The following is a 14703-nucleotide window of genomic DNA, read 5'->3' on the forward strand; positions in this document are numbered from 1 at the left end:
GCCCATGACCGCATTTGCACGCATCACCCTGCTCAGCCTGGTATTGGGCCTGAGCGCTTGTGCGGTCCACCGCCCACCTCCGGCACCTACCGGCCCGACCATTCCACCGTCCCCGTCGACCCAACCGAGCACCAAACCGTCCGGCCCGGTGACCCCGCCGCCGAAGCCCGTGCCGACCAAGTCGCCGACGTTTGCGCCACCTCCAGGCGCTGCCAGCCACTGGGACGGCAAGATGCAGGTGTATGTACTGGACGACCAGCCCGACACCTTCTATCGCCAGCGCACGTATTACCGCTGGAGCAACGGCTGGAGCCGCTCGATCAGCCCGAACGGGCCGTGGGAAGACACCGATGTGCAGGGTGTGCCGCCGGGGTTGAGCAAGCAGTACGCGCAATGACAAAAGGCGACCTATTACACAGGTCGCCTTTTTTTGCGCTTTGAAATCCGCTCTTTCAAACACTGGAGATCAAAGAAAGGTGGGAGGGGGCTTGCCCCCGATGGAAAGAATGCGGCACCCCACTACGCCTGAGGCGGCGAAGGGCTGCCAGACGCTGAACATGAAAGTGTCGAGGGGGGGGCGCCGAACGTGGTGCGCGACGCGTCGCTCTCCGGTAATGTGACTGCCTCCGGCCTGGCGGCCGGGGGCTTGCTGGATATACTTAGCGGCAGGGCTGAAGGACCGTGGCGAGACTGCCCTCGGCCCGCGCGAAGACCGGGTCCAGGCCCGCAGCCGCGAAGGGTCGCCTGTAGCGCAATACGTATGACGACAAGCGAAGAGGGTGTTCTGATGCCAGGCAGGTTGATCTATCTCATCGGGCCTTCGGGCTCGGGCAAGGACAGCCTGCTGGATGCCGCACGCCCACGTTTAGCCGAGCGCGGCTGCCGCATTGTACGCCGCGTGATCACTCGCTCGCCGGAGTCGGTGGGCGAAGCGGCGCAAGGGGTGAGCCCGGATCGGTTTGCGCAGATGCAGGCCGAGGGTGCGTTTGCCCTCAGTTGGCAGGCGAATGGCTTGTCCTACGGCATTCCCAGGGTGATTGACGACTGGCTGGCAGCGGGGGACGACGTACTGGTCAACGGCTCCCGTGCACACCTGGCGCAGACCCGCGAGCGCTATCCGACGTCGCTGGTGTTGCTGTTGACGGTGGACCAGGCCGTGTTGCGCCAACGCTTGATCGCACGGGGCCGTGAGGCGTTGGCGGATATCGAAGCGCGCCTGGCACGCAATGCGCGGTTCACCGCCGAGCTGATCGCCGGTAATGGCGCGGGGTTGTTCGTGCTGGATAACTCCGGGCCGCTGGACCACACGGTCGAGCGCCTGCTGTGCTGCCTCGACCACGGGCATTCGGCATGCGCTTGACCTCGCGCTGCACCGGCCTACGGATGGCGCTAGGTCATTAACCCTTCAACATAGCTGATAAACGCCTTGGCCTTGGCACTCGGCATCCGACCCGTCGGCAATACCGCCCAGAGATCCTTGGGAGGCAGTTCCCAATCGGTCAACACAGCTTTCACCTCCCCCCTGGCCAATTCCGGCGAGAACATCCATTCGGACGTCATCGCCAGGCCATGGTGGGCGAGTACGCCTGCGCGCAAGCCTTCGGAAGAGGTGACACGCAAGCGCCCGCGAGCGGCAATAGTGTGTTCGTGGGGGCCTTGTTTGAACGACCAGAGCGGGCTTTCCCCGAGGCTGTAGATCACGGCCTGGTGGTTGAGGATATCCGCCGGGCTTTGTGGCTCGCCGAAACGTTCGAAGTAGGCCGGTGTACCGAACACCCGGCTCGGGCTTTGGCCAAGCCGGCGAGCAGTGAGGCCGGAATCGCTCAGGTTGCCGATACGCAGAGCAACGTCGATGCCGTCTTCAACCAGGTTGAGGAGGCGGTCGTCAAGCAACACGTCGATGTTCAGGCCGGGGTGTTGGTCCAGGAACGGTCCCAGGTTGGGAATGATCCGCATGCGGGAGAACGTCACGCCGGCGCTGACCCGCAGGTTGCCCGTCAAGCCAGCGCCTGCGCCACGGGCGGCCTCGTCAGCTTCGTCGGCTTCGAAAATGGCGCTCTTGGCTTTCTCGAAAAATGCCAGGCCTGCCTCGGTAGGGGTCAGGCCCCTGGTCGAGCGCAGTAACAACCGCACGGCCAGGCGGGCTTCCAACTGCGCGATGCTTTTGGAAACGGCGGGCTGGCCTACGCCCAGTTGTTTGGCGGCGGCCGAGAAGGAGCCGGTCTCGACGACGTGAACGAAGGTTTCCATGGCAGTGAGACGGTCCATCGGATGTTCCTGTTGACTGGGCGGCGCTCAAGCCTAAGGCGCTGGGCTAGCGGTGTCATGCGTTTCCCGTGGTGAGCCGTTGAGTTTTCAATATTCGGTAAAACAGCCGTCAGTCAGACATGCGCATTTTGTGCTTGAGTAAAGATAACTCTAGAGTTACTTTTATTCGGGCCAAGCCAAGGAGGCTGGGGTGCAAAGCAGGCTATTGATCAAGGAACTGCAAGACGCGGGTTGGGTTTTGGATCGGGTAACGGGCAGTCATCACATTTTTATCCATCGTTATAGCCCGTACACAATCCCGGTACCCCACCCCAAGAAGGACCTGCCACTGGGCACCCTCAGAAGCATCAGGAAACGCGCCGGGCTGTTTGATTTTTAAGGAGAGCACTCATGCAATACCCAATCTGTATCGAATGGGGCGATGACTTCACCGCCACCGGTATCCAGATCCCCGATATCCCCGGTGCAGTCACCGCCGGGGACAGTTTTGAAGAGGCCTACAAAGCCGCCGTGGAAGTTGCGCACATCATGCTGCAAGAGATCGCCGCAGAAGGTGGGACGATTCCGATGCCAACGTCGGTCGCCCGTTATCATGCCCATGAGGACTACGCCGGGATGGGCTGGGGCATGTTGGAGTTGGACGTCACGCCCTACCTGGGTAAGACCGAGAAGGTCAATGTGACCCTGCCCGGTTATGTCATCCAGCGCATCGACCGCTATGTGCGGGAGCACAAGGTCAAAAGCCGCTCGTCATTCCTGGCGGACGCGGCGTTGGAAAAACTGGTGCGATCCTAGGGCTATCAGGCGGTGTCAGGGTTGGAAGCGTGCGTTGTCGGATGAGCACGTTTTTTTTGCCCGCCTTTTTTCAGGCATGTTTGAGTGAGTTTCCTCATGTTTTAAATTAAGATTTTGATTAAGTTAAAGGGGTGTTTTACAAGATTTTTGCCTAGAAAAATCAACTTCATAGTGTTGTTGGTATGTCGGGAATAGTCGGCTGTTAACTGATTTTGTGTGTTTACTTTGCAGGTGTGTTCATTAAGTATTGTTGAAAAGAACTCGCGCTGGTGAAGAAGCCGTTAATTTGAGAATTTAATGGGCTGCCAATGGACTGGTCAGCGTTGATATTTCTCATACATGGACGAATGGCTGTTCACTGTTCAGAGTATTCATGATCATGCACTTTCCTGTCCGACAAACTTCACAGCAACCCCCTGTTCACCCGTCGCATTCCCTTTTGTCTGCGTTCGATAACGGCGCCTCGTACTGGACCAGCAAAAAGAGGTCGCTCAGCACCGCGCAGGCAGCGAAACATATCACTCGAGGTAACTTCAAGTTTCATGATCGAGATCGAGACAATAAAGTCGTGGTGGGCTTTAGTTTTTCCGGCGTCTTTACTGCGGCCCAGAAAGAGCGCGCCAGGCAGGCATTGAAGGCTTATGCCGATGTCGCCAACATTTCCTTTGTTGAAAACGGTGCCCAGGTCGATGGCTCTATCGTCATCAGAGGCATGCCAGGCTCCTGGTCGGGCCACGGAGAATTTCCCAACCGATACCAATCGAACGTAACGGCGAAAGTTGGGACGGCAGGCGCGGGCGCCAATCCTGGAGTGGGCAGTCATTTCATGTTCCTGTTGGCCCATGAGTTGGGGCACACCCTGGGCCTGCAACATCCGGGCGGTTACGACGGCGGTGGCACTTACGAGGCCAATGCCGATTATACGCAGGACACCAAGGCCCGCAGTGTCATGAGCTATTGGTCGGAGCGCAAGCAACCGGGTCATGACTTCAACGAACAACAACCCGCAGCGCCCATGATGGACGATATCGCGGCGCTCCAGCGCTCATACGGGGCGAATACGCGCACCCGTGCCACCGATACCGTGTATGGGTTCAACTCCAACACCGATCGTGCGCACTACAGCCTCAAGAGCGCCCGCGACAAGCCCGTCTTCTGCGTCTGGGATGGTGGAGGCGAGGACACCCTGGATTTTTCCGGCTTTGGCAATAAACAAAACATCAACCTCAATGCCGAGGCGTTTTCCGATGTGGGGGGGCTGCGGGGTAATGTGTCGATCGCCAGGGGCGTGATCGTTGAGAACGCTATTGGGGGCTCCAACAGCGATGTGTTGACGGGTAACAGCGCCAATAACCGCTTGAAAGGGGCTGGCGGCAGCGACACGCTGCGCGGCGGTGCCGGCGCCGACACCTTTGTATACGACCGCGTCAGCGACTCAACGCCCCAGGCTCCCGACTTTATTCAGGACTTCACCAGCGGTAGCGACAAAATCGACGTGGCCGGCGTACTGCGCGAGGCGGGGCTCACGTCGCTGAACTTCACGGATAGCTTCAGTGGTCGTGCCGGCGACGCGGTGCTCAGGCATGACACGGCAACCGGGCGCTCCACACTGGCGGTGGATACCACGGGAGATGGCACGGCAGATCTGTTGATCAGCAGCCAAGGCCAAATCAAACAGGAAGATGTGATCTGGAGCGGTGAGAGAGAGGTCGTGGCGGTGACGTCCACTCCAGCCACTGACCCCGAGCCGGAGCCTGAACAGGATCCTGTGCTTGACTCGACTTCAGAGCCGGATCCGCTTTCAACGCCCGGGCCCACACCCTGGTTTGGATCGCGGGTGGGCAAACAGATCGTTTCAGGGGTCTCGCGCTTCGCGAACTGGATATTCAGCTGGTTCCGGTGAACGCTTGGAAACTGTTGTCAATTGCAAGTATTGGAGTGTGAGTTTTTATAGGTTTGTTTATGGCGCATGCACGGCGTTTCAGTTGGTATGACTCACGTACTTGCTTGGCGTACTTCTCTGTGCGATTTTGCTTGTGTGTTCATGGTTTGTTTGTTTGCAAGTAACTGGTGTGAGTATTAGTTGTTGTTTCCTTTTTTAAAAGTCTAGCGAGTTGCTCATGAAGATATCAAATGTTTCCCCTGTTGCGAGCAGTAGCAGGATTATGGGTTCTGACAATTTAAAAACAGATGGCCATCCCACTTCATACACGACGGATCAAGCGGCGAAACATCTCACGCGAGGCGGTTACAAATGGCGAGATCGGAATAACGACGGAAAAATAGATCTTTCGTATACCTTGGATTCCAGATTCACCCCTCACCAGAAATCGCGGATCAAGGAGGGGCTTCGGTCCTGGGCGGAGGTGACCAACCTGTCGTTCAAGGAAAATGCCAAGGGGGCCGATGCCTCCCTCCGTATCTCACCCTTAGCGGGAGATAGAGGGGGAGTAGCGAGTCTGCCCAATAGCTTTTCGATCGGTACGGTCGACATCGGCACTCAGGGGGCTGATGGAAAGCTGGAACACGGGACTTTGTTTGATAAGGTAACAGTCCATGAAATTGGCCATTCCATCGGTCTTGAGCATCCCCACGACGACGGTCCGCCTTACCGAGAGGACTCAACCACCTACACCGCCATGAGCTACCACGATTCATCCTTTGGCGATTATCCTTACGGCGGCAAAAAAATCGCGGCCCCCATGATGCACGATATCGCCGCTGCGCAGAGGTTGTACGGGGCGAACACCCACACCCGAAAAACCAACACGGTCTACGGCTTCAACTCCAACACCGGTCGAGATTTCTACAGCCTGAAGAGCGCCAAGGACAAACCTGTTTTTTGCGTCTGGGATGCAGGTGGAACCGATACCCTGGACTTTTCCGGTTTCCGCCAGAAACAGAAAATCAATCTGAATGCTGAGTCCTTTTCGGATGTTGGCGGCCTGAAAAACAACGTCTCCATCGCCAAGGGCGTCACGTTGGAAAATGCGGTGGGTGGTTCCAGTGATGACAGCCTGATCGGTAACCCTATCGGCAACCGCCTCAAGGGCGGTGGCGGGGCGGACAAGCTCGAGGGCGGCGGCGGTGCGGATACGTTTGTCTATGACAGCATCGCAGACTCCACGCCTGAGTCCCCTGATTTGATCATGGATTTTGCCAGCGGTACTGACAGAGTCGACATCTCCACGCTATTGAAGCGCGCTGCTGTGAAGGTCCTCTACATTGTTGACCGATTCAGCGGGCGTGCGGGCGAGGCGGTATTGAGCCACGACGCGAGCAACGGGCAGGGACGCCTGGCGCTTGACCTGACAGGTAATGGGAAGCCTGATTTTCTGGTGAGCTGTAACGGGAAAATCCACTACAAGGATTTGATGGTCAACCCTGAACCTCCCACCTCAATTGAACCAGAGCCCGATTTGACGACAGCTCCGGAACCAGAGCCCAGCCCGCCGAGGACTAAAAGAGAGAACGCAGCAAAAGAGCAGGGGGGCGGCAAAACGCACTCTTACAGTTCGGCTTCTGAATCGAACTGCCAAAAGGTCGACACCTTGGAGGATTTCACCAGTGGCAAGGATAAAATCGATTTATCCAGGATGCTTGAAAAGTCGGGTGTTTCGCTGACACAGGTAGACAGGTTCACGGGAAAGGCCGGTGAGGCATTCATCATGAAATCAGACTGTGATGGCCTGTACTGGGTAGCCGTTGACCTGGACGGGGACAAATGCAGTGATTTTGTCGTCAATAGCCCTAACGTGATAAGCGCCGCAGACGTGGTGGGTATGAAGGTGAACCAGGCCTACGATCAGCAGTTATCCCGACGTAACTGATGGTCTTGCAAAAGGCGCGTCGCCGTTTGAAACGGCATCCAGTCAAAGCCGTCCGTCATTGCTGGCGGACGGCTTTGGCATAGCGAAACAAGCGCCTCAGGCAGTGGCCACCGAGGCTTCGCGTGAAGCGCTCAGGAACCGTAATAGCGCGATCAAGGGGAACGCACTGCCCACCAGCATTACACCCAGCCAGCCGCCGTGTTCATACACGCTGCTGGCAATCGCCGAGCCGAAGGCACCGCCGATGAAGATGCTGGTCATGTACAGCGCGTTCAGGCGGCTGCGGCTGTTGGCGTCGAGGGCGTAGATGGCGCGCTGGCCGAGCACCATGTTCATCTGCACGCAGAAGTCCAGGACCACGCCAGTCACGGCCAGGCCAATCACGCTGTACAGCGGGTGCACGAAGGCCGGCAGGAAGCTCAACGCGGCGAACAACATGGCCAGCAGCGAAGCGCGGTGGGTGTGACCGGCATCGGCCAGGCGACCGGCGATGGGTGCGGCTATGGCGCCCAGTGCGCCGACCAGGGCGAACAGGGCGATCTCGCTTTGGCTCAGGCCATGGTTACGCGCCAGTTCCAGTGGGGCGGCGGTCCAGAACAGGCTGAAGGTGGCAAACATGCAGCCCTGGTAGAACGCCCGTTGACGCAGCACCGGTTGCTCACGCAGCAAGGTGCCGAGGGAGCGCAGCAGTTGACCATAGCTGGCAGAGTGATCCGGCTGACGCTTGGGAATGGTCAGCATCAACACCACACTGATAAACGCCATCAGCGCCGCCGCCGCCATGAACATCGCCCGCCAGCCGAAGTGGTCCGCGACCACGCTGGACACCGGCCGCGCCAGCAGGATGCCCAGCAACAGGCCACCCATGATGCTGCCGACCACACGGCCCCGGGATTCGGCGGGCGCCAGGTGCGCGGCCAGCGGAATCAGGATCTGCACCGACACCGAACTGAAGCCGATCAGCAGCGACACCAGCAGGAACAGGTTCGGCTGCTCGGTGACCGCTGCGCCCAGCAGGCTGGCGATAGCGATCACGGTAGTGGCGATCATCAGCTTGCGGTTTTCCAACAGGTCGCCCAGGGGTACCAGGAAAAACAGCCCCAGGGCGTAGCCGATTTGCGTCAGTGAAACGATCAGGCTGGCCATGGCCGGCGTAAGGCCGATGTCCGGCGCGATCAGCTCGATGATGGGTTGCGCGTAGTAGATGTTGGCAACGATGGCGCCGCAGCAAAACGCAAACAGCATCACCATGCTCCGGGTCATGGTGCTTGTAGCGTGGGAAGTAGCGTTCATGGTGTTCTCATAAAAGCGAAGGAAGTGGGGCGAGCCTAAAGACAACACCGTAGCCCGGGTAGGCCGCTGGTAGTGATAACACTCATGCCCGGTAATGATGAGTGAATCGTTAACTTTCTGCGCGAAGGCTGATGATACATTCAGGCACCACTGCTGAAACAGGAAATCCATTGCAATGAAGATCACGTTGAACAAGATGCTCCTGGCTTCCACGCTGGCCGCCGCCATGGCCGTGGGCCTGGCCCAGGCTGCCGAGACGCCTCGCGTGGGCGTACGCGGCGCCATCACGGCGATGGACGGCGATGCGATGCACGTCAAGGTCAACAGCGGCGAAGAGGTGGTCGTGCACTTGACCAAAGACACCCAGGTGCGCGCGGTCACCCTGGCCAAAATCGATGAGATCAAGCCGGGCAGCTACATCGGCTCGGCCGCGATGCCCAACGACGATGGCAGCCTTACCGCGCTGGAAGTGCACGTGTTCCCGCCAGCCATGGCCGGCACCGGCGACGGGCACCGCGCGTTTGATTTGAAAGAAGGCAGCAGCATGACCAATGGCACCGTCGGCGACCTGGTAGTGAGCAACGGGCGCACGCTGACGGTGAAATACAAAGGCGGCGAGCAGAAGATCGTGGTGCCGGAAGATGTGCCGATCGTCAACCTGGAGCCGGGTGACCGCGGCCTGCTCAAGCCGGGCGTGAAGGTGGTACTGTTTGCCGCGCAGGGCGCGGATGGAACGATCACGGCCCAGGCGATCTCCGCCGGTAAGGATGGCGTGACACCACCGATGTAACGGCCAGACACAGAGCCAAATGCGGGAGGGGGCTTGCCCCTCCCACATATCAATTACTGGCCGCTGTAGATCTGGTCGAACACCCCACCATCATTGAAGTGGGTCTTCTGTACGGTACGCCAGTCTCCAAAGGTCTTCTCTACCGACAGGAAGTCGACTTTCGGGAAGCGATCGGTGTACTTGGCCAGCACCTTCGGATCACGCGGGCGCAGGTAGTTGTTGGCCGCGATTTCCTGGCCTTCCGGCGACCACAGGTACTTCAGGTAGTCTTCGGCCGCCACGCGGGTGCCTTTCTTCTCGACCACTTTGTCGACCACCGACACCGGCGGCTCGGCTTCGGCGGAGACGCTCGGGTAAATCACTTCGAACTGATCACGGCCGAATTCGCGGGCGATCATTTCCGCTTCGTTCTCGAAGGTCACCAGCACGTCGCCGATCTGGTTGGTCATGAAGGTGGTGGTGGCGGCACGGCCACCGGTGTCCAGTACCGGCGCTTGCTTGAACAGCTTGCCAACAAAGGCCTTGGCCTTGTTTTCGTCACCGCCGTTCTTCAGCACATAACCCCAGGCCGACAGGTAGGTGTAGCGGCCATTACCCGAGGTTTTCGGGTTGGGCACGATCACTTGAACGCCATCCTTCAACAGGTCCGGCCAGTCTTTCAGGGCTTTGGGGTTGCCTTTGCGCACGATGAAAACGGTGGCCGAGGTGAACGGCGCGCTGTTGTTCGGCAGGCGGGTGACCCAGTTGTCCGGCACCAGTTTGCCGTTGTCCACCAGGGCGTTGATGTCGGTGGCCATGTTCATGGTGATCACATCGGCCGGGAGGCCGTCGATGACCGAGCGTGCTTGCTTGCTGGAGCCACCGAAGGACATCTGCAGCGTCAGTTTGTCGTTCGGGTGCTCGGCTTCCCAGTGTTTCTGGAAGGCGGCGTTGTAGTCCTTGTAGAAGTCGCGCATCACGTCGTAGGAGACGTTGAGCAGTGTGACGGGGGCAGCCTGGACGGCGCCCGCCAGGGCAAGGCCGGCGGCCAGAAGAGAGGCGCTAAGGAGTTTTTTCACTGCTCATTCCTTGTTGTTCGAGAAGGTTGCTGATTGAGTGGGGGCAATTTGCCAGCGACTATAGCTGGCGTCGCATAGACGCTTAAAGATTAAAACGAACTTTGCTTATTCCACTTTCTTGAAAAGATGACTGCCACAGCGTGAGCAGAACGCTGCGTTTGGCTCATGACTGTCTTTCTTGCACACCGGGCAGTCATGCTGCAATTGTTCACCGCGCATGGCACTGGCCAGTTCGGCGGTGAAAATCCCGGTGGGCACGGCGATGATCGAGTAACCGGTGATCATCACCAGGGACGAAATCACCTGGCCCAGCGGGGTCTTGGGCACGATGTCGCCAAAGCCCACCGTGGTCAGGGTCACGATGGCCCAGTAGATGCCCTTGGGAATACTGGTAAAGCCGTGCTCCGGGCCTTCGATCACGTACATCAGGGTGCCGAACACCGTCACCAGGGTGCACACGCTGACCAGGAACACCACGATCTTCTGCTTGCTGCCGCGCAGCGCCGCCATCAGGTAGTTGGCCTGCTTGAGGTAGGGGCTGAGCTTGAGCACGCGGAAGATCCGCAGCATCCTGATGATGCGGACGATCAGCAGGTACTGCGCGTCGCTGTAATACAGCGCAAGGATACCGGGCACGATGGCCAGCAAATCCACCAACCCATAAAAGCTGAAGGCGTAGCGCAAGGGTTTGGGCGAACAGTACAGCCGCAGCCCGTACTCGATCAGGAAGATGAGGGTGAACCCCCACTCGATGTACGCCAGCACGTCGGCGTAGTTCTGGTGAATCTGGTCAATGCTGTCGAGCATCACGATCACCAGGCTGGCGAGGATGATCAGCAGCAGGATGCCATCGAAGCGCCGCCCGGCGACTGTGTCACTTTGAAAAACCATGACGTAGAGCCGTTGGCGCCAGTCGTTGTTGCTGTCCATAAAGCCCGCCTGAATCGAATATCGAGCAAGCCTAGGGGGATTCGAAGGGGCTGTCCATGCGGGGTTTCTGAAGCACTCGAACACCTGCGCGTATCAGCCAGCAGGCGAGTATGAATGGCGCGGTCAACGCGGGCAGGTGCAGGGCCGCAAAGCCCGGTGTGAGGAGGATCGCCAGCAGGATACCGAGCAGCGGCAACCAGGGTTGGCGACGCATCTGGCTCAATGCCATGGCCGCCAATGCCGGGTTGTAGCTGTGCAGGCCGAGGAGGGCGCCCGCAGGTTCGTCCAGCCACAGCGCAAGCAGCACACCGACGCTGGCACCGATCAGCGCCCATACAGCGGCGCGGCGGTTGGCCAGCCACAGACCCAGTGCAATCAGCGCGCCCGCCACTGGTTGGTCCAGCAGCATGATCTGCGCAAGCCCGGTAAAAGGCGCCGTGAGGATAGCCAAGGTGTCGGGTTCGCCCAGGGCAAACGTGTTCTGCGGCACCGTGCCCAGCAACAACCAGCCCAGGCCGACAAAAGGCACCGTGTAAGCGGGCAAGTCATTGGGCTGGTCGGCGTGTTTCAACCATTGCCGTGTCAACATCGCCGCCAGTCCGCCGCACGCCAGGATCAGCGGCGGCAACAACGCCGACCAGGCAAAGTGCTGGCTGATCAATAAGCCCAGCAGAACGCCGTTGTAGCTGTAAAGGCCGGCCTGGCGTTCGGCCTTGGGATAACCGCGACGCTGGGCCGTGAGCAACCCCGCCACGCCACCCAGCAGCGCCCCGCCGAACAAGGCCGGGGCGCCGATCAGGATCGCCAGCAGGCACAGCAGGCCGCACAGCGGCTGGCGCTGCAGGAAGATCTGGCTGAAGCCGTTGAGCAGCGCTTCGGCCCAGTCAGGGCAGGATGGGTTGTGCATGGTGATTAATCAGTGGGACCGAGTTGTTCCCATCGGAGGCAAGCCCCCTCCCACACTTGATTGGGTTCACAGATCCGAATGTGGGAGGGGGCTTGCCCCCGATGAGGGCCTTACAGACGCTAAATCAGCGTCTCGATACGCAGCGAGTTGGTCGACCCCGGCTGCCCGAACGGCACCCCCGCCGTAATCACCAACGTATCCCCACGCTCCGCCATGCCCTGTGCCTGGGCTATCTCCAGTGCCGTGGAGCACACCTCATCCACTTGGCGCAGGCGGTCATTGACCACCGAGTGCACGCCCCACGCCACGCTCAAGCGCCGCGCCGTGGACAGGTTCGGCGTAAGGTTGAGGATCGGCGCCACTGGCCGCTCCCTGGCCGCGCGCAGGCTGGAACTGCCCGACTCGCTGTAGTTCACCAGCACCGCCACCGGCAGGATGCTGCTGATGCGGCGGATCGCACAGCTGAGTGCGTCCGACACCGTGGCATCCGCCTTGGGCCGGTTGACGTCGAGCTGGGTCTGGTAGTCCGGGCCGTTTTCCACCTGACGGATGATCTTGCTCATCATCTGCACGGCTTCCAGCGGGTACTCGCCGGACGCCGTTTCCGCCGACAGCATCACCGCGTCCGCGCCTTCGGCCACGGCGTTGGCGACATCGGTGACTTCGGCACGGGTCGGCGCCGGCGAGAAGCGCATCGACTCCAGCATCTGTGTGGCCACCACCACCGGTTTGCCCAGTTGGCGGCAGGTACGGATGATGTCTTTCTGGATCTGCGGCACGCTCTCGGCTGGCACTTCCACGCCCAGGTCGCCCCGGGCCACCATGATGGCGTCGCTCAGTTCGGCGATTTCTCGCAGGTGCTGCACAGCCGAGGGCTTTTCGATCTTGGCCATCAGGAAGGCCTTGTCGCCGATCAGCTCGCGGGCTTCGCGGATATCCTCCGGGCGCTGCACAAACGACAGCGCCACCCAGTCCACGCCCAGTTCCAGGCCGAAGCTCAGGTCGCGCCGATCCTTGGCGGTCAGTGGGCTGAGTTCCAACAGGGCTTGTGGGACGTTCACGCCTTTGCGGTCCGACAGTTCGCCACCATTGAGCACGGTGGTGTCGATGGCGTCAGTATGTTTGGTGATGACCCGCAGACGCAGCTTGCCGTCATCCAGCAGCAGGTCCATGCCCGGCTCCAGCGCCGCGATGATTTCCGGGTGGGGCAGGTTGACCCGGCGCTGGTCGCCCGGCGTCGGATCCAGGTCAAGGCGCAGGGCCTGGCCGCGCACCAGTTGCACCTTGCCCTCGGCAAAACGCCCGACTCGCAGCTTCGGCCCCTGTAAATCCATGAGGATGCCCAACGGGTAATTCAGCTGGCGCTCGACCTGGCGGATCCATTGGTAGCGCTGGGCGTGGTCGGCATGATCGCCGTGGCTGAAATTGAGCCGGAAGATATTCACCCCGGCTTCCACCAGTTCGCGGATGTCATCGATACCGTCGGTGGCCGGGCCCAGGGTGGCGAGGATTTTGACCTTCTTGTCAGGCGTCATGTTGGGCAGTCTCAAGGATCAGGATGGCGCGGAAGTCGTTGACGTTGGTGCGCGTCGGCTCGGTGACGATCAACCCGTCGAGGGCGGCGAAATAGCCGTAGCCGTTGTTGTTGTCCAATTCGTCGCTGGCCGACAGGCCGAGGGCTTCGGCGCGGCGGTAACTGCAGGGGGTCATGATGGCGCCGGCGTTGTCTTCCGAGCCGTCGATACCGTCGGTATCACCGGCCAGGGCGTATACGCCGGGCAGGCCCTTGAGGCTATCGGTGAGGCTCAGCAGGAACTCCGCGTTGCGCCCGCCACGGCCAGTGCCGCGCACGGTGACGGTGGTTTCGCCACCGGAGAGAATCACGCATGGCGCCGCCAGCGGCTGGCCGTGTTGCACGATTTGCCGGGCAATGCCGGCGTGTACCTTGGCCACGTCCCGCGCTTCGCCTTCCAGGTCGCCGAGGATCAATGGGCTGAACCCGGCCTGGCGCACTTTCACCGCCACGGCTTCGAGAGATTGCTGCGGGCGGGCGACCAATTGGAAGTGGCTGCGCGAGAGCACCGGGTCGCCGGGCTTGACGGTTTCCGAGGCCGGGTCTTGCAACCAATTGCGCACCGAGGCGGGAACGTCGATGTGGTAGCGCTTGAGGATCGCCAGGGCCTGTTGCGAGGTGCTCGGGTCGCCCACCGTGGGCCCGGAGGCAATCACCGTGGCCTGATCGCCGGGTACGTCGGAAATCGCATAGGTGTAGACCGTCGCCGGCCATGCGGCTTTCGCCAGGCGGCCGCCCTTGATTGCGGAGAGGTGCTTGCGCACGCAATTCATCTCGCCGATGGTCGCGCCGGATTTGAGCAGGGCTTTGTTGATGGCCTGTTTGTCGGCCAGGGTGATGCCTTCGGCGGGCAGTGCCAGCAAGGCGGAACCGCCACCGGACAGCAGGAAGATCACGCGGTCGTCTTCACCGAGGTTACCGATCAATGCCAGAACGCGCTTGGCCACCGCGAGGCCCGCCGCATCGGGCACCGGGTGCGCGGCTTCGACCACTTCGATTTTTTTGCAGGGTGCGCCGTGGCCGTAACGGGTGACCACCAGGCCGCTGACGTCGCCCTGCCAGCAGTTCTCCACGACCAGCGCCATGGCGGCGGCCGCCTTGCCGGCGCCGATCACGATCACACGGCCGCTGCGGTCGGCGGGCAGGCAGGGTTCAAGGACTTGCCGGGGGTGGGCGGCGTCGATGGCTGTGGCAAACAGCGCGCGAAGCAGGTGTTGCGGATCGACCGACATAAGCGGGCTCCCGGGGATTTTTGTTAT

Annotated in this window: 14 protein-coding genes; 7 read left to right on the forward strand and 7 right to left on the reverse strand. The window is 60.5% G+C overall.

Annotated elements, in window-relative coordinates:
* Positions 1 to 4 precede the first annotated feature (4 nt).
* On the forward strand, positions 5 to 397 hold the full coding sequence (locus AC3WP7_RS25610) for a hypothetical protein (RefSeq protein WP_071488485.1): 393 nt from the start codon (positions 5 to 7) through the stop codon (positions 395 to 397).
* A gap of 390 nt (positions 398 to 787) precedes the next feature.
* Entirely contained in the window at positions 788 to 1360 is a 573-nt protein-coding gene (gene phnN / locus AC3WP7_RS25615; protein ID WP_102592531.1) for a phosphonate metabolism protein/1,5-bisphosphokinase (PRPP-forming) PhnN, read from the forward strand.
* A 29-nt stretch (positions 1361 to 1389) separates the two neighbouring features.
* On the opposite strand, the gene AC3WP7_RS25620 is transcribed toward phnN, so the two are convergent.
* Positions 1390 to 2268, reverse strand: coding sequence for a LysR family transcriptional regulator (locus AC3WP7_RS25620; protein ID WP_102592530.1), 879 nt, complete (start codon positions 2266 to 2268; stop codon positions 1390 to 1392).
* A gap of 190 nt (positions 2269 to 2458) precedes the next feature.
* Between AC3WP7_RS25620 and AC3WP7_RS25625 the strand changes: the two genes are divergently transcribed.
* The 4 genes from AC3WP7_RS25625 to AC3WP7_RS25640 all read left to right on the forward strand — a co-directional run bounded on the left by AC3WP7_RS25625 (position 2459) and on the right by AC3WP7_RS25640 (position 6893).
* Positions 2459 to 2647: a type II toxin-antitoxin system HicA family toxin gene (locus AC3WP7_RS25625; protein ID WP_093123217.1), complete on the forward strand. Its 189-nt coding sequence runs from the start codon at positions 2459 to 2461 to the stop codon at positions 2645 to 2647.
* Between the two features lie 11 nt (positions 2648 to 2658).
* Positions 2659 to 3063 (forward strand): type II toxin-antitoxin system HicB family antitoxin, encoded by a 405-nt coding sequence (locus AC3WP7_RS25630; protein ID WP_092247779.1) that lies wholly within the window; start codon positions 2659 to 2661, stop codon positions 3061 to 3063.
* Positions 3064 to 3436: 373 nt separating this feature from the next.
* On the forward strand, positions 3437 to 4966 hold the full coding sequence (locus AC3WP7_RS25635; protein WP_256579953.1) for a M10 family metallopeptidase C-terminal domain-containing protein: 1530 nt from the start codon (positions 3437 to 3439) through the stop codon (positions 4964 to 4966).
* Positions 4967 to 5183: 217 nt separating this feature from the next.
* On the forward strand, positions 5184 to 6893 hold the full coding sequence (locus AC3WP7_RS25640) for a M10 family metallopeptidase C-terminal domain-containing protein (RefSeq protein WP_139212892.1): 1710 nt from the start codon (positions 5184 to 5186) through the stop codon (positions 6891 to 6893).
* 96 nt (positions 6894 to 6989) lie between these two features.
* Here the strand turns inward: AC3WP7_RS25640 and AC3WP7_RS25645 are convergent, their stop codons facing one another.
* Positions 6990 to 8186, reverse strand: coding sequence for an MFS transporter (locus AC3WP7_RS25645; RefSeq protein ID WP_092247785.1), 1197 nt, complete (start codon positions 8184 to 8186; stop codon positions 6990 to 6992).
* A gap of 175 nt (positions 8187 to 8361) precedes the next feature.
* On the opposite strand from AC3WP7_RS25645, the gene AC3WP7_RS25650 reads away from it, so the two are divergent.
* The gene (locus tag AC3WP7_RS25650) at positions 8362 to 8976 is read left to right on the forward strand and encodes a DUF5666 domain-containing protein (RefSeq protein ID WP_102592529.1); all 615 of its coding nucleotides are present in this window, start codon (positions 8362 to 8364) and stop codon (positions 8974 to 8976) included.
* A 53-nt stretch (positions 8977 to 9029) separates the two neighbouring features.
* On the opposite strand, the gene AC3WP7_RS25655 is transcribed toward AC3WP7_RS25650, so the two are convergent.
* The 5 genes from AC3WP7_RS25655 to AC3WP7_RS25675 form a co-directional block, all read right to left on the reverse strand.
* A complete protein-coding gene (locus AC3WP7_RS25655) occupies positions 9030 to 10034 on the reverse strand; it encodes a sulfate ABC transporter substrate-binding protein (RefSeq protein ID WP_071488477.1) in 1005 nt (334 codons plus the stop codon).
* Positions 10035 to 10139: 105 nt separating this feature from the next.
* The gene (locus AC3WP7_RS25660; protein ID WP_092247791.1) at positions 10140 to 10964 is read right to left on the reverse strand and encodes an ion transporter; all 825 of its coding nucleotides are present in this window, start codon (positions 10962 to 10964) and stop codon (positions 10140 to 10142) included.
* Between the two features lie 31 nt (positions 10965 to 10995).
* Entirely contained in the window at positions 10996 to 11871 is an 876-nt protein-coding gene (locus AC3WP7_RS25665) for an urea transporter (RefSeq protein WP_092247794.1), read from the reverse strand.
* Between the two features lie 119 nt (positions 11872 to 11990).
* Complete coding sequence (gene pyk, locus AC3WP7_RS25670) at positions 11991 to 13406, reverse strand: pyruvate kinase (protein ID WP_093514418.1); 1416 nt, start codon at positions 13404 to 13406, stop codon at positions 11991 to 11993.
* Positions 13396 to 14676, reverse strand: a complete 1281-nt coding sequence (locus tag AC3WP7_RS25675) for a glycerate kinase type-2 family protein (RefSeq protein WP_102592528.1) — start codon at positions 14674 to 14676, stop codon at positions 13396 to 13398. Before AC3WP7_RS25675 ends, pyk begins: the two co-directional genes overlap by 11 nt.
* Positions 14677 to 14703 lie beyond the last annotated feature (27 nt).

It is taken from the genome of Pseudomonas sp. FW305-3-2-15-C-LB1 (genome assembly GCF_058787615.1).

Coding starts and splice junctions, on each gene's coding strand:
- AC3WP7_RS25610 (WP_071488485.1), top strand. CDS start 5: ATGACCGCATTTGCACGCATCACCCTGCTCAGCCTGGTATTGGGCCTG.
- phnN (WP_102592531.1), top strand. CDS start 788: ATGCCAGGCAGGTTGATCTATCTCATCGGGCCTTCGGGCTCGGGCAAG.
- AC3WP7_RS25620 (WP_102592530.1), bottom strand. CDS start 2,268: ATGGACCGTCTCACTGCCATGGAAACCTTCGTTCACGTCGTCGAGACC.
- AC3WP7_RS25630 (WP_092247779.1), top strand. CDS start 2,659: ATGCAATACCCAATCTGTATCGAATGGGGCGATGACTTCACCGCCACC.
- AC3WP7_RS25635 (WP_256579953.1), top strand. CDS start 3,437: ATGATCATGCACTTTCCTGTCCGACAAACTTCACAGCAACCCCCTGTT.
- AC3WP7_RS25640 (WP_139212892.1), top strand. CDS start 5,184: ATGAAGATATCAAATGTTTCCCCTGTTGCGAGCAGTAGCAGGATTATG.
- AC3WP7_RS25645 (WP_092247785.1), bottom strand. CDS start 8,186: ATGAACGCTACTTCCCACGCTACAAGCACCATGACCCGGAGCATGGTG.
- AC3WP7_RS25650 (WP_102592529.1), top strand. CDS start 8,362: ATGAAGATCACGTTGAACAAGATGCTCCTGGCTTCCACGCTGGCCGCC.
- AC3WP7_RS25660 (WP_092247791.1), bottom strand. CDS start 10,964: ATGGACAGCAACAACGACTGGCGCCAACGGCTCTACGTCATGGTTTTT.
- AC3WP7_RS25665 (WP_092247794.1), bottom strand. CDS start 11,871: ATGCACAACCCATCCTGCCCTGACTGGGCCGAAGCGCTGCTCAACGGC.
- pyk (WP_093514418.1), bottom strand. CDS start 13,406: ATGACGCCTGACAAGAAGGTCAAAATCCTCGCCACCCTGGGCCCGGCC.
- AC3WP7_RS25675 (WP_102592528.1), bottom strand. CDS start 14,676: ATGTCGGTCGATCCGCAACACCTGCTTCGCGCGCTGTTTGCCACAGCC.